Source organism: Burkholderia sp. SR8, assembly GCF_052851275.1.
Genome location: NZ_JAULUC010000008.1, coordinates 84,557 through 109,548, shown reverse-complemented (window position 1 = coordinate 109,548; position 24,992 = coordinate 84,557). Strand labels below are relative to the sequence as shown.

The 24,992-nt window shown below is 69.3% G+C and carries 21 protein-coding genes; 10 read left to right on the top strand and 11 right to left on the bottom strand.

From position 1 onward, the window contains the following. Nucleotides 1-29: 29 nt before the first annotated feature. The 5 genes from Q3A80_RS12700 to apbC all read right to left on the bottom strand — a co-directional run bounded on the left by Q3A80_RS12700 (nucleotide 30) and on the right by apbC (nucleotide 5,676). A complete protein-coding gene (locus Q3A80_RS12700; RefSeq protein ID WP_446329341.1) occupies nucleotides 30-872 on the bottom strand; it encodes a lysozyme inhibitor LprI family protein in 843 nt (280 codons plus the stop codon). Beyond that, nucleotides 872-3,151 (bottom strand): Orn/Lys/Arg family decarboxylase, encoded by a 2,280-nt coding sequence (locus Q3A80_RS12695; protein ID WP_446329340.1) that lies wholly within the window; start codon nucleotides 3,149-3,151, stop codon nucleotides 872-874. The genes Q3A80_RS12700 and Q3A80_RS12695 overlap by 1 nt, the downstream gene beginning before the upstream one ends. A gap of 81 nt (nucleotides 3,152-3,232) precedes the next feature. Then, the gene (gene dcd, locus Q3A80_RS12690) at nucleotides 3,233-3,802 is read right to left on the bottom strand and encodes a dCTP deaminase (protein ID WP_006398615.1); all 570 of its coding nucleotides are present in this window, start codon (nucleotides 3,800-3,802) and stop codon (nucleotides 3,233-3,235) included. Nucleotides 3,803-3,914: 112 nt separating this feature from the next. Next, entirely contained in the window at nucleotides 3,915-4,451 is a 537-nt protein-coding gene (gene sodC, locus Q3A80_RS12685) for a superoxide dismutase [Cu-Zn] (protein ID WP_446329339.1), read from the bottom strand. A gap of 133 nt (nucleotides 4,452-4,584) precedes the next feature. Further along, complete coding sequence (gene apbC, locus Q3A80_RS12680; RefSeq protein WP_124663000.1) at nucleotides 4,585-5,676, bottom strand: iron-sulfur cluster carrier protein ApbC; 1,092 nt, start codon at nucleotides 5,674-5,676, stop codon at nucleotides 4,585-4,587. 353 nt (nucleotides 5,677-6,029) lie between these two features. On the opposite strand from apbC, the gene Q3A80_RS12675 reads away from it, so the two are divergent. Both Q3A80_RS12675 and metG read left to right on the top strand, forming a co-directional pair. Beyond that, on the top strand, nucleotides 6,030-6,671 hold the full coding sequence (locus Q3A80_RS12675; RefSeq protein WP_446329338.1) for an OmpA family protein: 642 nt from the start codon (nucleotides 6,030-6,032) through the stop codon (nucleotides 6,669-6,671). Nucleotides 6,672-7,047: 376 nt separating this feature from the next. After that, nucleotides 7,048-9,210 carry a methionine--tRNA ligase gene (gene metG / locus Q3A80_RS12670; RefSeq protein ID WP_446329337.1) on the top strand — a complete coding sequence of 721 codons (2,163 nt, stop codon included), beginning with the start codon at nucleotides 7,048-7,050 and terminating at the stop codon, nucleotides 9,208-9,210. A 100-nt stretch (nucleotides 9,211-9,310) separates the two neighbouring features. On the opposite strand, the gene Q3A80_RS12665 is transcribed toward metG, so the two are convergent. After that, the gene (locus tag Q3A80_RS12665) at nucleotides 9,311-13,378 is read right to left on the bottom strand and encodes a translocation/assembly module TamB domain-containing protein (protein WP_446329336.1); all 4,068 of its coding nucleotides are present in this window, start codon (nucleotides 13,376-13,378) and stop codon (nucleotides 9,311-9,313) included. 28 nt (nucleotides 13,379-13,406) lie between these two features. Further along, nucleotides 13,407-15,233: an autotransporter assembly complex protein TamA gene (locus tag Q3A80_RS12660; protein ID WP_446329335.1), complete on the bottom strand. Its 1,827-nt coding sequence runs from the start codon at nucleotides 15,231-15,233 to the stop codon at nucleotides 13,407-13,409. Nucleotides 15,234-15,487: 254 nt separating this feature from the next. Between Q3A80_RS12660 and Q3A80_RS12655 the strand changes: the two genes are divergently transcribed. The 4 genes from Q3A80_RS12655 to panD all read left to right on the top strand — a co-directional run bounded on the left by Q3A80_RS12655 (nucleotide 15,488) and on the right by panD (nucleotide 18,077). Beyond that, a complete protein-coding gene (locus Q3A80_RS12655; protein ID WP_009692996.1) occupies nucleotides 15,488-15,676 on the top strand; it encodes a DUF3460 family protein in 189 nt (62 codons plus the stop codon). Nucleotides 15,677-15,680: 4 nt separating this feature from the next. Next, the gene (locus Q3A80_RS12650) at nucleotides 15,681-16,553 is read left to right on the top strand and encodes a segregation and condensation protein A (RefSeq protein WP_044849220.1); all 873 of its coding nucleotides are present in this window, start codon (nucleotides 15,681-15,683) and stop codon (nucleotides 16,551-16,553) included. Between the two features lie 256 nt (nucleotides 16,554-16,809). Beyond that, nucleotides 16,810-17,649: a pantoate--beta-alanine ligase gene (gene panC, locus Q3A80_RS12645; protein ID WP_446329334.1), complete on the top strand. Its 840-nt coding sequence runs from the start codon at nucleotides 16,810-16,812 to the stop codon at nucleotides 17,647-17,649. Nucleotides 17,650-17,690: 41 nt separating this feature from the next. Further along, nucleotides 17,691-18,077, top strand: coding sequence for an aspartate 1-decarboxylase (gene panD, locus Q3A80_RS12640; protein WP_040141426.1), 387 nt, complete (start codon nucleotides 17,691-17,693; stop codon nucleotides 18,075-18,077). A 204-nt stretch (nucleotides 18,078-18,281) separates the two neighbouring features. Here panD and Q3A80_RS12635 read toward each other — a convergent pair whose 3' ends face one another. The 4 genes from Q3A80_RS12635 to Q3A80_RS12620 form a co-directional block, all read right to left on the bottom strand. Further along, nucleotides 18,282-18,941 carry a ParA family protein gene (locus Q3A80_RS12635; protein WP_446329333.1) on the bottom strand — a complete coding sequence of 220 codons (660 nt, stop codon included), beginning with the start codon at nucleotides 18,939-18,941 and terminating at the stop codon, nucleotides 18,282-18,284. Nucleotides 18,942-19,080: 139 nt separating this feature from the next. After that, the gene (locus Q3A80_RS12630) at nucleotides 19,081-19,494 is read right to left on the bottom strand and encodes a DoxX family protein (RefSeq protein ID WP_446329332.1); all 414 of its coding nucleotides are present in this window, start codon (nucleotides 19,492-19,494) and stop codon (nucleotides 19,081-19,083) included. Nucleotides 19,495-19,665: 171 nt separating this feature from the next. Next, nucleotides 19,666-19,803 carry a hypothetical protein gene (locus Q3A80_RS12625; RefSeq protein WP_446329331.1) on the bottom strand — a complete coding sequence of 46 codons (138 nt, stop codon included), beginning with the start codon at nucleotides 19,801-19,803 and terminating at the stop codon, nucleotides 19,666-19,668. An 81-nt stretch (nucleotides 19,804-19,884) separates the two neighbouring features. Continuing rightward, nucleotides 19,885-21,387, bottom strand: coding sequence for a cobyric acid synthase (locus Q3A80_RS12620; RefSeq protein ID WP_446329330.1), 1,503 nt, complete (start codon nucleotides 21,385-21,387; stop codon nucleotides 19,885-19,887). A gap of 61 nt (nucleotides 21,388-21,448) precedes the next feature. On the opposite strand from Q3A80_RS12620, the gene cobU reads away from it, so the two are divergent. From cobU to Q3A80_RS12600, 4 genes are read left to right on the top strand one after another with little or no spacing between them, the layout of a single operon-like run. Continuing rightward, nucleotides 21,449-22,009, top strand: a complete 561-nt coding sequence (cobU, locus tag Q3A80_RS12615; RefSeq protein WP_446329329.1) for a bifunctional adenosylcobinamide kinase/adenosylcobinamide-phosphate guanylyltransferase — start codon at nucleotides 21,449-21,451, stop codon at nucleotides 22,007-22,009. Continuing rightward, entirely contained in the window at nucleotides 22,003-22,947 is a 945-nt protein-coding gene (cbiB, locus tag Q3A80_RS12610) for an adenosylcobinamide-phosphate synthase CbiB (protein WP_446329328.1), read from the top strand. The genes cobU and cbiB overlap by 7 nt, the downstream gene beginning before the upstream one ends. Next, the gene (gene cobD / locus Q3A80_RS12605) at nucleotides 22,940-23,959 is read left to right on the top strand and encodes a threonine-phosphate decarboxylase CobD (protein ID WP_446329327.1); all 1,020 of its coding nucleotides are present in this window, start codon (nucleotides 22,940-22,942) and stop codon (nucleotides 23,957-23,959) included. The genes cbiB and cobD overlap by 8 nt, the downstream gene beginning before the upstream one ends. Next, the gene (locus tag Q3A80_RS12600; RefSeq protein ID WP_446329326.1) at nucleotides 23,956-24,873 is read left to right on the top strand and encodes a cobalamin-binding protein; all 918 of its coding nucleotides are present in this window, start codon (nucleotides 23,956-23,958) and stop codon (nucleotides 24,871-24,873) included. Before cobD ends, Q3A80_RS12600 begins: the two co-directional genes overlap by 4 nt. The last annotated feature ends 119 nt before the right edge of the window (nucleotides 24,874-24,992 follow it).

Below are 24,992 nucleotides of genomic sequence, written 5' to 3'. Positions count from 1 at the left end.
GTGCCGGAACCCCGGCATCGCGGCGATTCCTACTGGTTGCCGGCCGTCTCCGACAGCCGCTTCATCGTCGCGATGCGCGCGCCGATCAGGTCGACGCGGCCGTCCTCGCCGACGAGCGGCGCCGTCGCATCGCGGAACGCGACCCACGCGCGCTGCGCCCGCACGAGCGTCGCCGCTGAATGCGCGGGCATCTTGCGGCGCAGCTTCTGGTAATAGCGGTTCAGGTCGAACAGCGCGTGTTCGCACGCGGCGTCCTGCACGCACGGCCGCACGCGGCGGATCGCCGGATCGCGCGGTGCGACGTTCACCGGCTTGCCGGCGGCCGCGGCGGCGCCCGGCGGCACAGCCGTCGCGCCTTGGGCAGCGCCCTGCGCGCCGCTCGTGGCCGCGACCGGCACCGCGGCCGGCGGCGGCGCATAGCGGTCGGCCGCCGCGCGCAACGCCAGCGCGCGATCGCGCACCGGCTGCAGCTGCATGTCGGCGCTCGACATCGCGTACGACGTGCCGCGCGTCGTGTCGTACACGGCCTTCAGCAGCTGGATTTCATCCTTGCGCCACGTGACCCAGTGGCGCTGGCTGTCCTGCCAGCCGCGCTTCGCGTCGGCCGGCGCATCGTTCGACAGGCGCTGGTACGCGCGGTCCATCACGGCCTGCCACTGCTGCTGCGCTTCGCCCATGCACTGGATCTGCCCGGCCGTGGACGACCGGTCGCGCCGCGCGAGACACTGCCGCATCGCGACATCGATCGGGTCGGCCGCGGCGACTTCCGCATGGGCGACGCCCGCGAGCGCGAGCCCCGCCAATCCTGCCGACCAGACGGCGAGCGCGGCCAGCGCCGCGCGCATCGTCCGGATTCGTCCCTGCGCCGCCATCAGTCGCGCACGCAGTCGACGAAGTACTCGACGCGGCCGTTCACTTCTTCCGCGACGAGGCCGTGGATGTCCGTATGGAAGCCCGGGAAGCGCTCGTTGAAGTCGCGCGCGAACCGCAGGTAGTTCACGATCGTCTTGTTGAAGCGCTCGCCCGGGATCAGCAGCGGAATGCCCGGCGGGTACGGCGTGAGCAGGATGCTCGTCACGCGGCCTTCGAGCTCGTCGAGCGGCACGCGGTCGATCTTGCGGTGCGCGAGCTTCGCGAACGCGTCCGACGGCTTCATCGCCGGCTCCATGTCCGACAGGTACATCTCCGTCGTCAGGCGCGCGATGTCGTTCGCGCGGTACACGTCGTGGATCTGCGTGCACAGGTCGCGCAGGCCGACGCGCTCGTAGCGCGGATGCTGCGCGACGAATTCCGGCAGCACGCGCCACAGCGGCTGGTTGTTGTCGTAGTCGTCCTTGAACTGCTGCAGCTCCGTCACCATCGAGTTCCAGCGGCCCTTCGTGATGCCGATCGTGAACATGATGAAGAACGAGTACAGGCCGGTCTTCTCGACGATGATCCCGTGCTCGGCCAGGTACTTCGTGACGATCGCGGCCGGAATGCCCGTCTCGCCGAACTCGCCGTCGACGTCGAGCCCCGGCGTGATGATCGTCGCCTTGATCGGGTCGAGCATGTTGAAGCCTTCCGCGAGCGGGCCGAAGCCGTGCCAGTGGTCGTTCGGCTTCAGCATCCAGTCGTCGCGCGAGCCGATGCCCTCTTCCGACAGGTCGTCCGGGCCCCACACGCTGAAGAACCAGTCGTCGCCGTATTCGGCATCGACCTTGCGCATCGCGCGGCGGAAGTCGATCGCCTCGGCGATCGACTCCTCGACGAGCGCGGTGCCGCCCGGCGGCTCCATCATCGCGGCCGCGACGTCGCACGACGCGATGATCGCGTACTGCGGGCTCGTCGACGTGTGCATCAGGTACGCCTCGTTGAAGCGGTGCTTGTCGAACGTGCGGTTCTCCGAATCCTGCACGACGATCTGCGACGCCTGCGAGATGCCCGCGAGCAGCTTGTGCGTCGAATGCGTCGCGAACACGAGTGCGCCCGTGCGCGGACGGCCGTCGCCGATCGCGTGCATGTCGCGGTAGAAGTCGTGGAACGTCGCGTGCGGCAGCCACGCTTCGTCGAAGTGCAGCGTGTCGAGCAGGTCGCCGAGCAGGTCCTTGATCATCTCGACGTTGTAGATGACGCCGTCGTACGTGCTCTGCGTGATCGTCAGGATGCGCGGCTTCAGGTCCGGGTTCTGGCGCATCGCCTCGCGCGCGAACGGGTTCGCGTCGATCTTCTTGCGGATGTTCTCCGGCTTGAACTCGTCGCGCGGGATCGGCCCGATGATGCCGAAATGGTTGCGCGTCGGCGTCAGGAACACCGGAATCGCGCCCGTCATCGTGATCGCGTGCAGGATCGACTTGTGGCAGTTGCGGTCGACCAGCACGATGTCGCCGGGGGCGACGGTCGCGTGCCACACGATCTTGTTCGACGTCGACGTGCCGTTGGTCACGAAGAACAGGTGGTCCGCGCTGAAGATGCGCGCGGCGTTGCGCTCGGACGCCGCGACCGGGCCCGTGTGATCGAGCAGCTGGCCGAGCTCGTCGACCGCGTTGCAGACGTCCGCGCGCAGCATGTTCTCGCCGAAGAACTGGTGGAACATCTGGCCGAGCGGGTTCTTCAGGAACGCGACGCCGCCCGAGTGGCCCGGGCAGTGCCACGAGTACGAGCCTTCGTCCGCGTACTTCACGAGCTCCTTGAAGAACGGCGGCGCGAGCGAGTCGAGATAGACCTTCGCTTCACGGATGATGTGGCGTGCGACGAACTCCGGCGTGTCCTCGAACATGTGGATGAAGCCGTGCAGTTCGCGCAGGATGTCGTTCGGCAGATGGCGCGACGTACGCGTCTCGCCGTACAGGAAGATCGGGATGTCCGCGTTGCGGCGGCGCACTTCGGTGACGAACGCGCGCAGCTCGATGATCGCGGTCGCGAGTTCGGGCAGCTCGCCGTCCGGGCCCGTTTCGCCGAGCATGAGTTCGTCGTCGTCGATCGACAGGATGAAGCACGACGCGCGGCTCGATTGCTGCGCGAACGACGTCAGATCGCCGTAGCTCGTGAGGCCGAGGACTTCGACGCCCTCCTTCTCGATCGCTTCGGCCAACGCCCGGATGCCGGAGCCCGAGATGTTCTCGGAGCGGAAATCTTCGTCGATGATGACGACGGGGAAACGAAACTTCATGGGCGATTCTCCAAAAAGAACGACCGCGGCGCGTCACGCGCAGCGGTCACCCGGAAACTGGTGAGACGTAATGCAAACAGATCAGGTTTTCGGCAGCGTGACACCGCGCTGCCCCTGATACTTGCCGCCGCGATCGGCGTACGACACGTCGCACACTTCGTCGCTTTCGAAGAACAGCACCTGCGCGACGCCTTCGTTCGCGTAGATCTTCGCGGGCAGCGGCGTGGTATTCGAGAATTCCAGCGTGACGTAGCCTTCCCATTCGGGTTCGAACGGCGTCACGTTGACGATGATCCCGCAGCGCGCGTACGTGGACTTGCCGAGGCAGACGGTCAGCACGGTGCGCGGAATGCGGAAATATTCGACGGTGCGGGCCAGCGCGAACGAGTTCGGCGGGATGATGCACACGTCGCCCTTGAAATCGACAAACGAACCTTCGTCGAAGTTCTTCGGATCGACGATCGTCGAGTTGATGTTCGTGAAGATCTTGAATTCGTCCGCGCAGCGGATGTCGTAGCCGTAGCTCGACGTGCCGTAGCTGACGATCCTGCGACCGTCCTCGGACGCGCGGACCTGATCGGGCACGAACGGCTCGATCATCTTGTGTTCTTCGGCCATGCGCCGAATCCACTTGTCGGACTTGATGCTCATATCAGGGCGCCTGGAAACGCTGCGTGACAGTCGGTGAGGGCCGGACCCGCGAAGCGGCGGCCGGGAAAGGCGCACATTTTACGCGATCATCGGCCCGCGCATGCGGCGGCCGTCAACGGATCACGCCGCACGCGAGCGCGGGGCCCGCGCCATGCTGCGGAAACGCCGGATCGCTGGCCTCGCGGTGCACGAGTGCCGCGCGGTTCAGCGCGGAGCGCACACCGTCGAGGGCCAGATCGGGCGCGACAATGAAGCCGGCCGCGACGCCGTTGGCATCCGCATGGATGTTGCCGAGATCGCCGGCGACGCGCGCACCCGCGCGCAGCCGGTCGGCAGCCGGCGCGAACACCGGGCCGGCGCTCGAGCCGTCGCCCGCGTTGCAGTCGCCGCGTTCGTGCACCTGCAGCGCGTGATCGCTGTTCGGCGGCAGGCCGACCAGGTTGTACGTGACCTGGACGCCGTCGGGGCGTTCGACGAACGTCACCGCGCCGCGCGTCTGCGAGCCGACGGTCGGCTGCAGTTGCGCGTCGGCGCGCTTTTCGTGCGACGAGGAAAAAGAGGTACAGCCGGCCAGCAGGCCCAGCGCGGCGGCGGCCAGCAGCGCGCGCTGCACGCGGCCGGCGCGCACGCCGTGATGTCGTTGGTTCATTCGATCCTCATGCCGGCTGGCGGCCGTTCGACACGGCCGCCATGCCGGGCGGGTAAAGGGACCCGGGAAAAGTCGCCATGATACCGCGCCTCGCGGCGCCGTAAACAGCGTGAGGCCCCGCCCCGCAAGGGTTTTACGTATTTTGAACAACGATCGACGGGAACTTCGACGTCATGTCGCGCGCGCGCTCGGCGATCGCCAGCGCGACCCCGCGTGCGATGTCGCGATAGCGCCGCGCCAGCGCGCCGTCCGGCTCGGCCGCGACCGTCGGCATGCCGCTGTCCGCCCGCTCGCGGATCGCGATGTCGAGCGGCAGGCTGCCGAGCACGTTCACGCCGTAGTCCTGCGCCATCCGCTCGGCGCCGCCCGCGCCGAAGATGTGCTCTTCGTGCCCGCAGTTCGAACACACGTGGATGCTCATGTTCTCGACGATGCCGAGGATCGGAATCCCGACCTTCTCGAACATCTTCAGGCCCTTCTTCGCGTCCAGCAGCGCGATGTCCTGCGGCGTCGTGACGATCACGGCGCCCGTCACCGGCACGCGCTGCGCGAGCGTGAGCTGGATGTCGCCGGTGCCCGGCGGCATGTCGACGATCAGGTAGTCGAGCTCGCGCCAGTTGGTCTGGCGCAGCAGCTGCTCGAGCGCGGACGTCGCCATCGGGCCGCGCCACACCATCGGGTTGTCTTCCTCGATCAGGAAGCCGATCGAGTTCGCCTGCAGCCCGTGGCCGACGAGCGGGTTCATCGACTGGTTGTCCGGCGACTCGGGGCGCTGGCCGTGGATCCCGAGCATCGTCGGCAGCGACGGCCCGTAGATGTCGGCGTCGAGAATGCCGACCGATGCGCCTTCCGCGGCGAGCGCGAGCGCGAGGTTCACGGCCGTCGTGCTCTTGCCGACGCCGCCCTTGCCCGATGCGACCGCGACGATGTTCTTCACGTTCGGCAGCAGCTTCACGCCGCGCTGGACCGTGTGCGCGACGATCTCCTGCGACACGGCGACGCGCGCATCGCGCACGCCCGGCACGGCCTTCAGCGCGTCGGCGATGCGCGCGCGCACGTCGTCGTGCTGGCTGCGCGCGGGATAGCCGAGCACCACGTCGACCGCCACGGCGTCGCCGTCGATCGCGACGTTGCGCACGCCCTTGTTCGCCGCGTACGGACGGCCGGTATTGGGATCGACGACGGCCGCCAGCGCGGCGTCGACTTGTGCCCGGTCAATGCTCATCGAAACTCCGTGAAAACGTTTTTCTCTCGCGCAAACGTCAAGAAATATCAAATAACGCTGCGAAAAGCGGGAAAAGTGAAAGAATCTGTTGCACGCCATTGCGCGAACGCGCGCGGCGGAGCAATCTTCGCGTGCGGCATCCTATGGGGCCAAATCGGCCGCCAACCGCCTATATTGTAGAGGCTGACGCGTCACCCTGTCCGAACAGCCACGCTGGCGAACAGGGCATGCGGCCGCCTCGGCGGCTGCCGCGAGTGCGGGCCTGTCCTCCTTTTTCGGGCAGTCCGTGCTGGGAGCCGTCACTGTTGTTTGTCATTGTTGTCGACTCGTTCAAACCAAGAGAGGAATCCAAGATGAACATGAAAATCGCGACTCGCCTGTCCGTCTTCGCACTCGCCGGCGCACTGCTGGCAGGCTGCGCCACGCAGCAAGGCAACAACGCGGCCGTCGGCACCGGCACGGGTGCGGCGCTGGGCGCGGGCATCGGCGCACTGGCAGGTGGCGGCAAGGGCGCGGCGATCGGCGCGGGCGTCGGTGCGCTGGTCGGCGGCGTGACGGGTTACAACTGGCAGGCGATCAAGAACAAGCTCGCGCCGTCGGCAGCGAAGACGGGCACGCAGGTGACCGAGCAGCCGGACGGCTCGCTGAAGCTGAACGTGCCGAGCTCGGTCACGTTCGCGACCAACCGGTACGCGATCACGCCGGCCTTCACGCCGCTGCTGAACGACCTGGCGACGACGCTGAACCAGAACCCGCAGGTGACGGCTTCGATCGTCGGCTACACGGACAGCACGGGTTCGCAGCAACTGAACCAGACGCTGTCGCAGAACCGTGCGCAAAGCGTCGTCAACGCGCTCGTGCAGCGCGGCGTCGCCGGCGGCCGCCTGTCGGCACAGGGCATGGGCCCGTCGAACCCGATCGCGGACAACGCGACCGAAGCCGGCCGCGCGCAAAACCGCCGCGTCGAAATCTACCTGCGCGCAGCACAGCAGTAAGCACCGCGACGAGAGGAACCGGGGCCGCGCACGCGCTCGGCCCCGCCCCACAAGGCTTTCCGCGGGATCCGTAACAAATCGAAAAAAATTTCGAACTTCTGTCGCGACCCACGGTCTGTCTTTACGGTACGCGGCTGGCGCTGCCGGCGCGTCACCATTCTCCTCTTGTCGTTGTTGCTCCGGGGCCGTATCCGCCCCGGTTTTTTTTGCCCGCAAATTCCGTGCTGCGATGCAGCATCGCACCCTCGGGCATGCCCCCGCCGCGCGCGCGGTCCTTCCTCGGCCCTTCCCAACGCGCGTGCCCCGGCTGACCTGCCCGCGCCCCTGCTAGAATCGCAGTTTCCGTCGTTTTCCCCGCCGTTCTCCTACAGACCCTATGTCCGCATCCGACCTCACTTCCGTGCAGGCCGCGGCGCCGCAAGGCAGCCGCCAGATCCTCGTTACGTCCGCACTGCCCTATGCCAACGGGCAGATCCACATCGGCCATCTGGTCGAATACATCCAGACCGACATCTGGGTGCGGACGCTGCGAATGCACGGCCACGAGGTCTACTACATCGGCGCCGACGACACGCACGGCACGCCGGTCATGCTGCGCGCGGAGAAGGAAGGCCTCACGCCGAAGCAGCTGATCGACCGCGTGTGGACCGAGCACAAGCGCGATTTCGACAGCTTCGGCGTGTCGTTCGACAACTTCTACTCGACCGATTCGGAAGAAAACCGCGTGCTCAGCGAGAAGATCTACGTCGCGCTGAAGGAAAACGGCCTGATCGCCGAGCGCGAGATCGAGCAGGCGTACGATCCCGTCAAGGAAATGTTCCTGCCGGACCGCTTCATCAAGGGCGAGTGCCCGAAGTGCCACGCGAAGGACCAGTACGGCGACAACTGCGAAGTGTGCGGCTCGACCTATCTGCCGACCGAACTGCTGAATCCGTACTCGGTCGTGTCCGGCGCGACGCCGGTGCGCAAGAAGTCGACGCACTACTTCTTCCGCCTGTCCGACCCGCGCTGCGAATCGTTCCTGCGCGAATGGGTCAGCGGCCTCGCGCAGCCGGAAGCCACCAACAAGATGCGCGAATGGCTCGGCGACGCGGGTGAAGCGAAGCTCGCCGACTGGGACATCTCGCGCGACGCGCCGTACTTCGGCTTCGAGATCCCGGGCGCGCCCGGCAAGTACTTCTACGTGTGGCTCGACGCGCCGGTCGGCTACTACGCGAGCTTCAAGAACCTGTGCGACCGCAAGGGCATCGACTTCGATGCGTGGATCCGCTCGGGCTCGACCGCCGAGCAATACCACTTCATCGGCAAGGACATCCTGTATTTCCATACGCTGTTCTGGCCGGCGATGCTCGAGTTCTCGGGCCATCGCACGCCGACCAACGTGTTCGCGCACGGCTTCCTGACGGTCGACGGCGCGAAGATGTCGAAGTCGCGCGGCACGTTCATCACCGCGCAGAGCTACATCGACACGGGCCTGAACCCCGAATGGCTGCGCTACTACTTCGCCGCGAAGCTGAACGCGACGATGGAAGACATCGACCTGAACCTCGACGACTTCCAGGCGCGCGTGAACAGCGACCTCGTCGGCAAGTACGTGAACATCGCGAGCCGCGCGGCCGGCTTCCTGATCAAGCGTTTCGACGGCCGCGTGCAGGACAGCGCGATGAATCATCCGCTCGTCGCGAAGCTGCGCGATGCGATTCCGGCGATCGCCGCGCACTACGAAGCGCGCGAATACAGCCGCGCGCTGCGCCAGACGATGGAGCTCGCGGACGAAGTGAACGCGTACGTCGACGGCGCGAAGCCGTGGGAACTCGCGAAGGATCCGGCCAATGCAGTCGCGCTGCACGAAACCTGCAGCGTGAGCCTCGAGGCGTTCCGCCTGCTGTCGCTCGCGCTGAAGCCGGTGATGCCGCGCGTCGCCGAAGCGGTCGAAGCGTTCTTCGGGATCGCGCCGCTCGCGTGGGCCGATGCCGCGAAGCCGCTGTCGTCGGCGCAGCCGATCCATGCGTACCAGCACCTGATGACGCGTGTCGACGCGAAGCAGATCGACGCGCTGCTTGCCGCGAACCGCGACTCGCTGCAGGCCGAGGCCACCGGTGCCGCCGCCGCGGGCGCAGCCGCAGCCAACGCCGCGAAGGACGCGAAGAGCGCGAAGGCGAACGCGAAGGCAGCCGCCGCGAACGGTGCGGACGACGGCCCGATCTCGATCGACGATTTCGCGAAGGTCGACCTGCGCATCGCAAAGATCGTTGCGTGCCAGGCCGTCGAAGGCTCGGACAAGCTGCTGCAGCTCACGCTCGACATCGGCGAGGAAAAAACCCGCAACGTGTTCTCGGGCATCAAGTCCGCATACCAGCCGGAGCAACTGGTCGGCAAGCTGACGGTGATGGTCGCGAACCTGGCGCCGCGCAAGATGAAGTTCGGGCTGTCCGAAGGGATGGTGCTCGCCGCGTCGGCGGCCGACGAGAAGGCGGAACCGGGCCTCTACATCCTCGAGCCGCACAGCGGCGCGAAGCCGGGCATGCGCGTGAAGTAACCCGCACACGCTGCCGCTGGCGCAACAAGCCCCGCACGTCGTGCGGGGCTTTTTTGTGCGCGCGATGGCGGCTCGCCAGCGGCACGCAGCGCGTGCTGGCTTACCGCTGGCTGAACCAGCGATCGAAGCGCCGCGTGTAGTTCAGGTCGACGCCCTGGAACGTGCCGCCATACGCGGACACCGACCAGAAGCGTGTCAGGTTGATCGTCGCCTTGAACGCGTTGCTGGCCGACTGCAGCCCCTGCTCGTAACCGAGCACGAAGCGCTCGTTGATCGCCTTCGAGATCTGCACGACCTGCGGATCGGTCAGGCCGACGTCGCTGCGGCCGATCGAGAATTCGTCGAGGCCGATGGTCTGCGCGACGCGCTTGCCGGTCGCGCTGCCGAGCAGCGCGAGCGCGGCCGTCATCGCGTTCTGCTGGCCGACGTTGTTGCCCTGGTCGGTGCCGTGCCCGAACAGCAGCCACGACAGCTTCTCGTTGTCGGTGACGTTCGGCTCGGACACGAGCTTGACCGTCGGCGCCTGGATCGTGCCAGTCACCTGCACGCCGGCCTCGACTTCCTGGTTGCGCCGCATCGCGAGGATGTTGATCCCCGGATTCGACACCGGGCCGTTGAACGTGAAGAAGCCGTTCTCCACCGCGAGCTTGCGGCCGAACGACGTGTACGTCGATCCTTCGGTCACGCGCACGTTGCCGATCGCACGCAGCGGCACGCCCGGCGCGCTCATCACGGTGATCGTGCCGCGCAGCCCGAGATCCGCGCCGTGCCCCTTGAAGCGGAAGTCGTTGCCGAGCCCGATGTCGATGTTCGCGCGCGGCGCGAGCGACGGCGCCGGCTTGTCGCCAACCTTCTGCGGCTTCGCGGCCGCGGTACCCGTCTGCACGTCGCCGCGCACCGTGCCGTCCGGGCGCACGATCACGACATCGTCGGACAGATGCGGCGCCGACTGCTCGGGCAGGTCGAACAGCGCGCGATCGACGACGAACTTGCCGTCGATCGACAGCGCGCCGCGCGGCCCGTCGTTCGCGACGGTCGCCTTGCCCGTCAGCGACAGCTTGCGATCCGGCGCCGCGAACAGCTCCAGTTTGTCCGCAACGATGCTTGCGGTCAGGTCCGGCGCCTCGCCGTCGAGCCGCACGCGGCCGATCGCGCGCAGCGTGCCGTCGCCGCCGTGGAACTCGACCTGCTGGAATTCGACGAGGTTCTCCGCGAGCTTCACGCGCACGATGCCGTCCTTCAGCTGCACGCCCTGGTCGACGAGCGTCGCCGACAGATCGTCGCCCGTCAGCATCCCCGACACGTTCGGCTTCACCGGCGTGCCGGCGACCGTCAGGTGCAGCGCCGCGCGCCCGCCGAGCAGGTAGCTCGGTCCGAACAGGTTGCCGGTCGCCTTCAGCGACGGGATGTCGGCGTCGATGCGGCCCGCCAGCGGGCCGTCGTCGACGACGCCGAACACGCCGTCGCGCAGCGCGAACGGCACGGTGACGTTCGCGTCGAGCGAGCCGATCCGGTTCGCCTTCGCGAGCGCGACCACGTTCAGCCGGTTGCCGGGCACGAAGCTCGCGCGCGCGGACAGGTCGGTCAGCCCGAGCGACGCGATGCCGCGGCCGGTCTCGATCGTCACGTCGCCGCCGCGCCGCTTCACCTGCACGTAGCCGGTCGCGTTCGCGCCGAGCGAGAAATCCCAGTCGGAATCGAGCACGACGTCGGTGCGCACCGGCGGGCGCTGGCCCGTCAGTTCCTGGCGGACCTGGAAGAAGCGTGCAACCGATGCGTCGCGCACGGTGCCGGCCGAACGCATCTGCCCGTGATCGAACACGAACGACTTCAGGTCGATCGCCGCGCCCTCGAGCGTGAGCCGCGTCGCGCCGAGCGTCACGCGTCCGGCACCGGCCGACACGGCGAGCGGCGCCTGCAGCGCGACCGACGGCGTGCCGCGGTTCGCGAGGCGCGTGACGGTGCCGTCCCAGCGCATTCCGTCGCGGTTCTCGACCACGCCGCCGTTCGCGGCGAGCGTCAGGTCGATCATGCGGCCGCCGGCCGCCCCGAGCGCCGACACGTCGAGCGTGTGCTTCGCGCGCGTGCCGTCGAGGTTCGCGCGCAGCGATTTCAGCTGCAGCGAGCCGAGCGCGAGGTCGGTTGCGTCGGCGGTGAACACCAGCGCGCCGTGCGCGCCGTCGCGGATGTCGGCGCGGCCCTGCGCGGCGCCGATCCGGTTCGAGCCGACCACGACGTGCTGCGCGTTGTAGGTTGCCGTCACGTTCGGGTGCGCGAAGCTGCCGGTCAGGTCGCCCTGCGCTTTCACGAGCCCCTGCATGCCGAAGCCGAGCCGGTCGAGTTCCGGCGCGTCGACGACGAAGCGCAGCCGGTCGCCCGGCGCGCCGAAGCTGCCGCGCAGGTCGACGTGGTTGCCCGCGATCGACAGCGTCGCGTTGCTCGGCAGGATTCGCGTGCCGGCGACCTGCACGACGCCGGCGCCGGTCAGCGGCACGCCGTCGTACAGGCTGTCGCCAAGCTTGAAGGTCGCCTTAGTCGACACTTGCGGCGCGAACGCGCCGGAGGCCGTCAGCGTGCCCGACACGCGCGTTTCGCCGTGCTTCGCCGGCGCCTTGCCCGCCGTCTTCACCGGTCTCGCAGCCCCTTTCGCAGCCGGCTTGCCGCTCGCAGCAACCGGCGCGCTCATCGCGGCGAGCAGCAGCGGATCGAACGCGGTCAGCGTCGCTTTCGCGTCGTAGCTCGAATGCGCGTCATGACGGAACACGCCGGTCAGGTCGATGCGGCCCTTGCCGGCCGTCACGCGTGCATCGGTCAGCACCGTCTGCTGCTGCGTGAGCGCGACCTTCGCGCGCGCGCCGAGCGCGAGCTTCGGATCGTTCAGGTTGAAGTCGACGGTCGTCACGCCACCGGCGAGCGTCACGCCGAGCGGGCCGCCGAGGCGCATCGGCCGCAATTCGGCGACGAACGCATTGAGATCGAGATTCGCGACCGTCAGGTCGAAGCGGCCCTTGCCGCCCGTCAGCGTGCCGCTGCCGGTCACGCTGCCGTCGCGGATCAGCTTCAGCGCGAGGCCGTCGATCCGCTGCGCGTGCGCGTCGAGGTTCACGGTCGCGTGCGCGTCGACGACCGGCAGCAGGTGCTCGCCGAGCGTGCCGGGCTTCGCGTTGACGATCGACACCGGCCCCGTGACCGCGAAGCCCTTGGCGGGTGCGGCGCCGGCCGGCGCGGTCACGGGCGCGAGCTCCGCGCGCACCGCGAGATCGGCGGCCGGCGCGCCGGGGGAAATCGCCTGCGGATTCACGTGATCGAACACGAGCGACGCGCGCGTGAGCGGCACCGCGCCGAACGGCGCGGCCTCGACGTGCGCGCGCCCGTTCAGCTTCATCCCGCTCGCGGAGACGTCCGCGACGAGCGCTTCGAGCGAACCGGACACGTTCGCGCTCGCGTTGACCGGCTCGTTGGCGAGCTTGCCCACGTACGTCGCGTTGCCCGTCAGCGCGAACGGCTTCATGCCGTCGAGCTTCGCGCGCGCGGTCAGCGCGCCGTACGGCGTGTCGACGCCATCGAGCGCGAGTTCATGGTGACGGCCGTCGCTGCGGCCGTTCAGCGCCAGATGATCGAGCTGCGTCGTCGACGCGCCTTCGTGGATCGCCAGGTGATCGACGCGCAGGTCGTCGATCCGCAGCTGCAGCGGCAGGCTCAGGTCCTGCGGCGTCGTGGCCGGCTTCGACGGCCCCGGCACGATCCGCACGTCGATCGTGCCCGCGCGCAGATACGCGACCGACAGCCGCCACGGCGCGCGCGTCAATGCCCAGCGGCCGTCGAGCCGGTCGATCCGCACTTCGGTGCCGGCGCCGCCGGGGCTCGTCCATGCGAAATCGCGCAGCCGCACGCCGGTCGCGAGCGCGCCGCCTTCCAGCGTACCCGCGAGCCGCCCGCCCAGCACGTGCACGGCCGTCTGCCACGCGAGCCGCGTGCCGCGTTCGCTCGTCGCTGCAGCGAGCACGAGCCCCGCCGCGAGCACGACGAGCAGCACGACCGTCGCGAGCGTCCACGCGACGATCCGGCCGGCACGCCGGCGCCGCGGCGCGCGCGGCGGCGCGTCGGGCGCACGCTCGGGCGAGTCCGGATCGTTCGGCGGCGGCGTGTCGTTCGGGTCCTTCGTCATGCGGTTCGTCGTGGATCGGGCAACAAGGTCAGAAAGCGATGCCGAGCGTCAGGTACGGGCGCACGCTGTGGTTGCGCAGCCCGTACGCGACGTCGACGTTGATCGGGCCGACGGGGCTGCGCCAGCGCGCGCCGATGCCGACGCCCGGATAGAACACGCGTTCGCCCCACGCATCGGTCGCGGTGCCGATGTCGAAGAACGTCGCGGCACCCCAGTCGTGGTTGAACCAGTGCTGGTATTCGGCGGTGCCCGTCATCAGGTACTTGGTCGGCAGCACGGAGCCGTCGACGTTGTTGCCGATGCTCTGGTAGCCGTAGCCGCGCACCGAGTTCGAGCCGCCGGCGCGAAACAGCAGCGACGCCGGCACGCCGTTCGAACTGCCGCTCGTGAACACGCCGCCGAGCTCCGCGCGGAACACGAACAGGTCGCGACGGCCGATCGGCACGTACTGCTGGCCGCGCGCGTAGCCGCGGATGAAGGTCTGGTCGGTCAGCACGCCCTTGATCGCGAAGCCGGCCTCCGCGTGGATCAGGTTGCCCGAGCGCGGAAACAGCGGATCGTCGACGTTGCGGCGCGTCCACGCCCACTGCGGCACCAGCGCGCGGCTCGTGGTCGGGCCCGCGCTGTTCTGGTCGAGCCGGTCCTGGTAGTACATCAGCGAGTACGCATAGTCGATGAACTGGCCGGTGCGCGTACGCTGCGCGCCGACCCGCGCGCTGTAGATGCGCGTGTCCGACACGTTGGTGTTCGTGTACGACGCGAGCACGCTGTTGGTCCACCCTTTCTCGCCGGGCGGCATCGACAGCTGGATCTGCCCGTACTGCTGGATCTGGTCGAGCCGGCCCGACACGGTGAGCGGCCACGCGGCGCCGAACGTATCGAGATACGTGTACGAACCCTGCACGTGCGGGCCGGTGTCGGTCGCATAGCCGACGCCGCCGCGGATGCTGTTGTACGGGAACTCGCTGACCTTCACGTGCACGGGCGTGCGCTCGGGCTTCGACGTATCGTCGCCGACGTCGATCGCGACGCTCGCGTAATACGGCGTGTTCTGCAGTTGCCGCTGCAGCTCGGTGATCCGCCGCGCGTCGTAGATCTCGCCTTCCGACAGCGGATTGACGTTCGTGACGATCTTCTCCGGGTAGCGGCGCACGCCGTCGACGTCGACCTTGCCGATCGTAAACGTCGGGCCGCTGTCGAACGTGACGGCCAGCGTCGCGCGCTGCGTGCGCGGATCGATGCGCGCCTCCGACGACGCGATCTTCGCGCCGAGGTAGCGGCGCGACTGCAGTTGCTTGAGCGCCGCTCCCTTCGCGCCGTCCCAGTCGGACTGCGTGAACGGGTCGCCCGGCTTCAGCGAGAACGCGAAGCGGGTCGCGGCCTCCTGCTTCGGATCCTCGGTGCCGACCGGCCCCTTGAACGTCAGGTCGACCGTCGACACGACGGTCTGCGGACCCGGATCGACCGCGACGCGCACGTCGCGCTTGCCGTCGCGCGTGCGCACGTCGGTACGCACGACCGGCGAAAAATAGCCGGCGGTCGCGGTCAGGTCGCGCACCTGCTGCGGCGTGGCGGTCACGAGGAAGTCGAACTGGTCGTCGCTGATGTCGTCGCGCTTCGCGAAGCGCGCGATGTCGAGATGGGTCTTGAGCAGCTTGCGGATCGAGCGCGGCGCGTCGATGTCGACGTCGTACTTCGCGTACGCGGGCAGCGCGACGAGCGCGGCGAGACAGCCGGCGAGGGCCGCCCGGGCCGCGGCACCGGCGCCGCGCCGCGCGCGCCGGCCGGCGTTGCGGGCCGCGCGCGGGGCCGCGTCGTGCGCCGGATGTGCTTGCTGGTTCGCCTGACCCGCCAAATAGGACCTCGCCCTCGGTTGTCGTGATTTCGTGGAAAACCCTGTATTTGACCACAGGGCGGAGGCCATGCCCGCTCCGGCGCCGCTTTGACGCTTGCACGCAACGACGCGCGCGCTGCGCCGGCGGGCCGTGCCGCGCGCACCGGCCAGCGGATTCGACGCGCGATTGCCGCCGGCTGTTCCCCGCGATGCGGTAAAATCCCGCCATCGCGAATCCGGCGCATCGTGCGCCGCCCGAAACGGAAAGCCAAGCCATGCCGTACCAGTCCGACGTCACGCAGTTCCTGAACCAGCTCAAGCAACAGAAGCCGACGCTCGAAGAAGAGCAGCGCAAGGGCCGTTCCCTGCTGTGGGACAAGCAGCCGATCGACCTCGACGAGCGCGCCGAACAGCAGGAATCGCGCGTGAAGCAAACGCCCTACGTGTACTACCAGAACTTCTGACGCCGTGAGCGCCGCCGACGAGGCCAGCGCCGCCCGGCAGGACGACGCGATCGCCGCGCCCGCGGGCGCCGATTCGACGCCCGACACAGTGGACGGTGTCGCGGCGTTCGCTCGCCTGTACGGCGAGCCGCTCTTCAAGCTTCCGCAGGATCTGTACATCCCGCCCGATGCGCTCGAGGTGTTCCTCGAGACGTTCGAGGGGCCGCTCGACCTGCTGCTGTACCTGATCCGCAAGCAGAACTTCAACGTGCTCGACATCCCGATGGCGCAGGTGACCGCGCAGTATCTGGGTTATGTCGACCAGATCCGCACGTCGAACCTCGAGCTGGCGGCCGAATACCTGCTGATGGCCGCGATGCTGATCGAGATCAAGTCGCGGATGCTGCTGCCGGTCAAGAAGGCCGATACCGGCGAGGAAGCCGAGGATCCGCGCGCGGAACTCGTGCGCCGCCTGCTCGAATACGAGCAGATGAAGCTCGCCGCGCAGCGCCTCGACCAGTTGCCGCAGCTCGGCCGCGACTTCCTGCGCGCCGAGGTCTACATCGAGCAGAGCATCACGCCGCGCTTTCCCGACGTGAACTCGGACGACCTGCGCGCCGCGTGGGCCGACGTGCTCAAGCGCGCGAAGCTCGTGCAGCACCACAAGATCTCCCGCGAGGAGCTGTCGGTGCGCGAGCACATGAGCCTGATCCTGCGCAAGCTGCAGAACGCGCGCTTCATGGAGTTCGCCGACCTGTTCGACACGTCGCGCGGCGTGCCGGTCGTCGTCGTGAACTTCATCGCGATGCTCGAGCTCGCGCGCGAATCGCTCGTCGAGATCACGCAGCCGGAACCGTTCGCGCCGATCTACGTGCGCCTCGCCTACCTGCCCGCGTAACGCGCGCCGCCGCGTCGGCATCCGCCGCAACACACTGCAACGCACCATTCGCTGCCGGGCCGTCCGCGCGGCCCGCTCCCGGCACGCCCGATTAAAAAGTGAACGATCGTTCTTTTTTCGATGCGTCCGGCGGCCAAATCCTCTACAATCCGCCGACGCCCGATGCGCCGCCCGCGCGCCGGCGTTCTCCGCTTCGACCCCGACGCCGCTGTTGCGGCGCCAACGCGCGCATGCGCGAGGAACCCGCTATCCGATCATGAAAGTCATCAGCTCGATCCAGGAACTGCGCGACCAGTTGCGCGGCCAGAACCGCACGGCGTTCGTGCCGACGATGGGCAATCTGCACGAAGGTCACCTGTCGCTGATGCGCCTCGCGCGCCAGCACGGCGACCCGGTCGTGGCGAGCATCTTCGTCAACCGGCTGCAGTTCGGTCCGAACGAGGATTTCGACAAATATCCGCGCACGCTGCAGGACGACATCGAGAAGCTGCAGAAGGAAAACGTCTACGTACTGTTCGCGCCGACCGAGCGCGACATGTATCCGGAGCCGCAGGAGTACCGCGTGCTGCCGCCCGACGATCTCGGCGGGATTCTCGAAGGCGAGTTTCGCCCGGGCTTCTTCGCCGGCGTGTGCACGGTCGTCACGAAGCTGATGTCCTGCGTGCAGCCGCGCGTCGCCGTGTTCGGCAAGAAGGACTACCAGCAGCTGATGATCGTGCGCCGGATGTGCCAGCAGCTCGCGCTGCCGGTCGACATCATCGCGGCCGAGACCGTGCGCGACGACGACGGCCTCGCGCTGTCGTCGCGCAACCGCTACCTGACGACCGACGAGCGCAGCGAAGCGCCCGAACTCGCGAAGACGCTGCAGCGCGTGCGCGACAGCGTGCTCGGCGGCGAACGCGACCTCGGCAAGCTCGAGGCGCACGCGCGTGCGCACCTGACCGAGCGCGGCTGGGCGCCCGACTACATCGCGATCCGCCGCCGCGCGAACCTGATCGCGCCGAGCGCCGCCGAACTCGAAGCCGGCGAGCCGCTCGTCGTGCTGGCGGCCGCGAAGCTCGGCGCGACGCGCCTGATCGACAACCTGGAAATCTGACGGGCCGCCGGCCGTCGCCTCACACGCATCACGGAGATACCATGCAGCGCCATATGCTCAAATCGAAGATCCACCGCGCGGCCGTCACGCACTGCGAGCTGCACTACGAAGGCTCGTGCGCGATCGACGAAGACCTGCTCGAAGCGGCGGGCCTGATCGAAAACGAACGGATCGACATCTGGAACATCAACAACGGCGAGCGCTTCTCGACGTACGCGATCAAGGGCGAACGCGGCAGCGGAATGATCTCGCTGAACGGCTCGGCCGCGCGCCGCGCGCAGCTGGGCGACCTCGTGATCATCGCGGCGTTCGCGATGGTCGACGAAGCCGAGCTGCAGGCCGGCTGGAAGCCGAAGCTCGTGTTCATCGACGAAGGCAACAAGATCAAGGGCCACCGCGATCACGTGCCGACGCAGAGCTGGAGCTGAGCGACGCGGCCGCCGGCGTGTCGCGACACGCCGGGTGACCGCGGTGGCGCCCCGGGCGCCGCAGCGGCCCGCGCCGCGCAGCCGCCTACGTACGAAGGGCCTGGTCCGGCGCGATGCCGGCCCAGGCCCTTTCTTTTGGCGCCATTCGTTGCGCGTTCGCCGCGTTCGCCGCTTCCGGCGCGGCCGATGCGGACGGTGCGCCGGTCAGGACGCCTTCGCGACCTTCTCCGCCTTCGACGCGCGGCGCTCGGCCCATTCGACGATCGGCCGCCACTGGTCGAGATCCTTGTCGACGCGGCTCTTCGCGACGTCCCACAGCGTGAGGCCGTGCGCGGCGATCTGCACGTAGTTCTGCGTGTCGCGCACGTAGCCGAGCACCGGCAGCCCGAGCCCTTCGACGAACCGGTGCAATTGGTCCGACGAACGCGTGCGCGCATCGACCCGCATCCCGACGATTCCGATCTCGACGCTGCCCTTGCGCACGGCCTTCTCGGCCGCGAGGCGCTCGAGAAACTGCTGGGTCGCGAGAATATCGAACATCGACGGCTGCAGCGGCACGATCACCTTGTCCGCCAGTTGCAGCGCGACGTTGAGCCGGTTGCCGTGCAGGCCGGCCGGCGTGTCGATCACCGCATATTCGAGGCCGCGCGGCGGCTTCGACGGCGCCTCCGGATCGAGATCCCACGCCTCGATCGCCGGCAGGCCCGCGGGCCGCAGGTCGAGCCACGCATGCGCGGACTGCTGCCGGTCCAGATCGGCGAGCGCGACCCACGCGCCCTGCGCCGCGAAATAGCCGGCAAGATTGGTGGACAGCGTGCTCTTCCCCACGCCGCCCTTCGGATTCGCCACCACGATGACCGTCATGAATTCCCCCGAAAAAGCCGCGCGGCGCGTGCCGCCGTTGGCGCGCGCCGCTCGATTGCGGATACAGGGAACGATGATATCGGCAAACCGGGTGTCACCGGAACGGGTTGCGCCGATGCCCGGCCCTTTTATGCCCCGTTCATGCGGTTCGCGTTGCGGCGCGCGGGGTGTCGAGCGCGAACGCGCCGCCGCCCAGCAGCGCCTGCACGGCCAGCGTGACGGCCCAGAACGCCGGGTATTCCCAGCCGCCGTGCGGCGACGCGAAACCCCAGCCGTTCGGCAGATGCGCGGACACCGCGCCCAGCATGAACGGCAGCAGCACCAGCGCGGCGGTGCGCACGCGGAAGCCCGCGAGCAGCGCGAGGCCGCCGGCCAGCTCGACGACGGTCGTCACGTACGCGAGCCAGCCGGGCAGCCCGATCGACGCGAAGAACTGCGCGGTGCCCGGCAGCGTGAAGACGAACACCTTCTGCGCGACGTGCGCGAGGTACAGCACGCCGAGCGCGACGCGCAGCAGCGTCGCGCCGAGATCGTTCAGGCGATTGGGGTTCATGGTGAATTCCTTCGTAAGTGGATGGGACTGGATCGCACTGTATTCGAATCGAATCGGCCAATAAACTCGCCAAACGGCTTTAACTGATTCCTATCGAGAACGAATCGGGTCGTAAAAAAGGGCATGACCGATCATGCCCTCGGATCCGGTATGCGGCGGCCGGGATGCCCTTCAGCCGCCGCTCTTGCCTTGTGCGGCATCGCCCGAGCCGGCCGGGCCGCCGCCCGGCGCGTACGAATCGCACGCATGCGCCGCCGACGCGCCCAGCAGCGCCGCGAGCAGCACGCTCAACCACCATCGACCCTTCATCGTCGCGCTCCTTCGGGCGGACCTCCGCCCTCCTGAGTTGTATGCGATCCGCCGCAAAATGCCAGCTGGCCGCGCCGCTCGTCAGCGGAATGCGGCGTACAGCGCACGCAGGTCGAGATGCTCGGCGAACGAATCGGCCAGCCGCTCCAGCGACGCCTCGCGCAGTGCCGGGTAGTCGATGCGCGCCGCGCCATCGAGCCCCGCCCACGCGAGCAGCGCCGCACACGCGTCGGGCGCGTCGAACAGGCCGTGCACGTAGGTCGCGAGGATCTGCCCGTCGGCGGACATCGCGCCGTCCGGGCGCGCGCCGCCCGGCGCATCGTCCGCGGCCAGTTCGAGCGCGGGCGCCGCGAGCGCCGGCCCGCGCGTGTCGCCCATGTGGATCTCGTAGCCGTGCACGGCAGCCGCGCCGGGCAACGCGAGCTGCCCGGTCACGTTCTTCAGCGTCTTGTGCGGTTGCAGCGTCGTGTCGAAGTCGAGCAGCCCGAGCCCCGGCACGCTGCCCGGCGCGCCTTCGAGGCCGAGCGGATCGTCGAGCGTGCGGCCGAGCATCTGCATCCCGCCGCAGATGCCGATCACCTTGCCGCCGTAGCGCAGATGTCGGCGGATCACCGCGTCCCAGCCGGCGTCGCGCAGCCACGCGAGATCGCGCTGCACGCTCTTGGAGCCGGGCAGGATCAGCAGGTCGGCGGCCGGCACCGGGCCGCTCTTCCAGTACGTGAATTCGACCTGCGGATGCGCGCGCAGCGGATCGAAATCGGTGTGGTTGCTGATGCGCGGCAGCGCGGGCACCACGACGCGCAGCACGCCGGCATCGGCGCGCGCGGCGGCGCTGTGCGCCTGCGACGGCAGCATGTCCTCGGCGTCGAGCAGCAGCCCGTGCAGGTACGGCAGCACGCCGAACACCGGCTTGCCGGTCTGCGCGCGCAGCCAGTCGAGCCCCGGTTCCAGCAGCGCGAGGTCGCCGCGGAAGCGGTTGATCACGAAGCCGCGCACGCGCGCACGCTCGCTGTCCGACAGGCATGCGAGCGTGCCGACCAGGTGCGCGAACACGCCGCCGCGGTCGATGTCCGCCACCAGCACGACCGGGCAGTCGACGCGTTCGGCGAAGCCCATGTTCGCGATGTCGCCTTCGCGCAGGTTGATCTCGGCCGGGCTGCCCGCGCCTTCGACGAGCACCGTGTCGTAGCCGGCGCGCAGCCGCGCGTACGATTCGAGCACCGCATCGAACGCGACCGGCTTGTAGTCGTGATACGCGCGCGCATCGAGATTCATGCGCGCCTTGCCGTGGATGATCACCTGCGCGCCGCGATCGCTGGTCGGCTTCAGCAGCACCGGATTGAAATCGGTATGCGGCGCGACGCCCGCGGCCAGTGCCTGCAGCGCCTGCGCGCGGCCGATCTCGCCGCCGTCGGCCGTCACCGCGCTGTTGAGCGCCATGTTCTGCGGCTTGAACGGCGCGACGCGCGCGCCCGCGCGGCGCGCGAGGCGGCACAGGCCGGCAACGAGCGTGCTCTTGCCCGCGTCGGACGTCGTGCCCTGGATCATCAACGTGCCGCGCGGCTGCGGTTCGGGTGCGTTCATCGTATGAAAAGTCGTGGCGAAGCGAAGGCCGCATTATCGCCCGCGCCGTTACAATCACGCGATGATTCCGCACGACCTCACCTTCGTCCTCGGCGGCGCGCGCTCGGGCAAGAGCGCGCACGCCGAGCGGCTCGCCGCCGCCAGCGGCCGCCCCGTCACCTATATCGCGACCGCGACGTCGACCGCCGCCGATGCCGAATTCGAACAGCGCATCGCGCATCACCGTGCGCGCCGGCCGGCCGACTGGGGTTTCGCCGACGCGCCGGTCGATCTCGCCGGCACGCTCGCGCGACTCGACGATCCGCGCGCGTGCCTGCTCGTCGACTGCCTGACGCTGTGGCTCACGAACCTGCTGTGTCCGCTCGACGGCGAACCGCTCGACGACGCACCGTACACGGCGCAGGTCGAGCGGCTCGAACACGCGTTGCGCCAAGCGCGCGCGCAGGTGATCGTCGTCAGCAACGAAATCGGGCTCGGCGTCGTGCCGCTCGGATCGGTCACGCGCCGCTACGTCGACGAGCTCGGGCGCCTGAACCAGCGCATCGCCGCGCTCGCGACGCGCGTGACGCTGCTCGTCGCCGGTCTGCCGCTCGCAATCAAGGGCGGAGCGCCGTCATGCTGATGCTGTCGCTGCCGATCGTCGCGATGCTCGCGGTCGCGGCCGCGATCGTCGATCGCACGCTCGGCGAACCGGCCGGCTGGCATCCGCTCGTCGCGTTCGGCCGGCTCGCCGCGCGCATCGAAGGCGCGCTGAACACGGGCCGACGCGGCCGTGCGGTCGGCGTCGCCGCGTGGGTCGCGGCGGTCGTGCCGCCGGTGGCCGTGGCCGCATGGCTCACGGCCGTGCTGCCGTGGCCGCTCGCGGCCGCGCTGCACATCGCGCTGCTGTGGTTCGCGCTCGGCGCGAAAAGCCTCGCCGATCATGTCGCGCCGATCGCGGCCGCGCTGCTGCGGCACGATCTCGCTGCCGCACGCGCACTCACCGCGCGGATCGTGTCGCGCGACACGAGCGAAGCCGACGAAGGCGCGCTGTCGCGCGCGGCCGTCGAATCGGCGCTCGAGAACGGCAACGACGCGATCTTCGGCGCGCTGTTCTGGTTCGTCGTCGCCGGCGGCCCCGGCGCGCTGCTGTTCCGGCTCGCGAACACGCTCGATGCGATGTGGGGCTACCGCACGCCGCGCTTTTTGACCTTCGGCTGGGCGGCCGCGCGCATCGACGACGCGCTCAACTGGATCCCCGCGCGCCTCACCGCCGCGAGCTATGCGCTGCTCGGCGACACGGCCGCCGCGTGGCGCTGCTGGCGCACGCAGGCGCGCCACTGGGACAGCCCGAACGCGGGCCCGGTGATGGCCGCCGGCGCCGGCAGCCTGAACGTGCAGCTCGGCGGCCCGGCCGTCTATCACGGCGAGATCGAAGACCGTCCCGCGCTCGGCACCGGCGCGCCCGCGACGGCGCTGCACGTCGCCGCCGCGCTGTCGCTCGTCACGCGCACGCTCGCGCTGTGGCTCGCGCTGCTCGTCGCGAGCGGCGCCCTCCTCCTTGCTACCCATCATGTCTGACGCACGCATTCCGCACGGCGGCAACCTGCATGAAGCCGCGCGCCGCCACGGCATTCCGTACGACGCGTGGCTCGACCTGTCGACCGGCATCAATCCGGTCGGCTATCCGGTGCCGCCTGTCCCGGCCGACGCATGGCGCCGGCTGCCCGACGACGGCGACGCGCTCGCCGCGTGCGCGGCCGGCTACTACGGCGCGCCCGATGCCGCGCACGTGCTGCCGGTCGCCGGCAGCCAGGCCGCGATCCGCGCGCTGCCCGCGCTGCTGGCACCCGGCGACGCCGGCGTCGCGCCGCTCGCGTACGGCGAATACGCGCCGGCATTCGCGCGTCACGGTCATCGCGTCGTCCCGCTCGACATCGGCGCGGATACATTGCCCGCGACGCTGCGTCACGTCATCGTCGGGAACCCGAACAATCCGACCGCCGAGTGGGTACCGGTCGAACGGTTGCTCGGCTGGCATGCGCAACTGTCCGCACGCGGCGGCACGCTGATCGTCGACGAGGCATTTGCAGATACCGGTGTCGCGCCATCGCTCGCGCGCTACGCCGATCGTCCGGGTCTCGTCGTGCTGCGCTCGGTCGGCAAGTTCTTCGGGCTTGCCGGGATTCGCGCGGGCTTCGTGCTCGCGCATCCCGAGCCGCTCGCGGCGCTGCGCGACATGCTCGGCGCGTGGACCGTCAGCGGCCCTGCGCGTCATGCGGTCGCGGCCGCGTTCGCCGACCGCGCATGGCAGGCTGCCGCCCGCGAACGGCTCGCGGCCGACGGCGAACGCCTCGCCGCGCTGCTGCGCGCGCACGGCTTGGCGGTGCACGCGACCCCGCTCTTCAGCTGGACCGACGATCCGCGTGCCGCCGCGCTGCATGCGGCGCTCGCCGCGCATGGCATCTGGACGCGGCACTTCGCGCGACCGTCGAGCGTACGCGTCGGCCTGCCGGGCAACGAAGCCGAATGGCAGCGCTTCGCCGACGCGCTCGCGCAGTGCGTGACGACACTGCAGCCGGCATCCGCATGAGCACCGGCTCGCTCCGCCGGCTGCCGCCGCTCGCGATGCTCGCCGCACTCGCATACGCGACGTTCGCGCACGCCGACGTCACGACCCGCGACGACGCCGGCAATACCGTCACGCTCGCCGCACCCGCGCAACGCGTGATCAGCCTCGCGCCGCACGCAACCGAACTGGTCTACGCGGCCGGCGGCGGCGCGAAGCTGGTCGGCACGGTCACGTACAGCGACTATCCGCCCGCGGCGCAGAAGGTGCCGCGCGTCGGCGACAACAAGGCGCTCGACCTCGAGCGAATCGCCGCGCTGAAGCCCGACCTGATCGTCGTGTGGCGGCACGGCAATGCCGAGCGGCAAACCGACGCGCTGCGTGCGCTGCACATCCCGCTGTTCTTCAGCGAACCGAAGCATCTCGACGACGTCGCGACATCGCTGCGCCGGCTCGGCACGCTGCTCGGCACGGAACCGGCCGCCGATGCGGCGGCGGCAGCGTTCTCGCGCGACATTGCGGCGCTGCGCGCGCGCTATTCCGCGAAGCCGCCCGTCACGATGTTCTTCCAGGTATGGGACCGGCCGCTGACGACCCTCAACGGCGCGCATCTGTTCAGCGACGTCATTGCGCTGTGCGGCGGCCGCAACGTGTTCGCGGCGCTGAAGCCGCTCGCGCCGACCGTCACCGACGAGGCCGTGCTCGCGGCGAATCCCGAAGCGATCGTCACGACGAGCGCCGGTGCGACGCGCTCGGACGCGCCGCTGCCGAGCCTCGCGCGCTGGCGTGCGTGGCCCGCGCTGACGGCCGTCGCACGCGACAACCTGTTCGCGATCGACGGCGATCTGCTGACGCGGCCGTCGCCGCGGATCGCGCAAGGCGCGGCCGCGCTGTGCGAATACCTGGACGCCGCGCGGGCGAAGCGGCCCGCACGCTGATTGGCGGCTCGTCTACGGCTGCGCGGCGACGGCGATCTGCTGACGCGGCCGTCACCACGGATCGCGCGAGGCGCGGCGGCGCCGCGCGAGGACATGGACGCGGCGCGGGGGAAACGGCC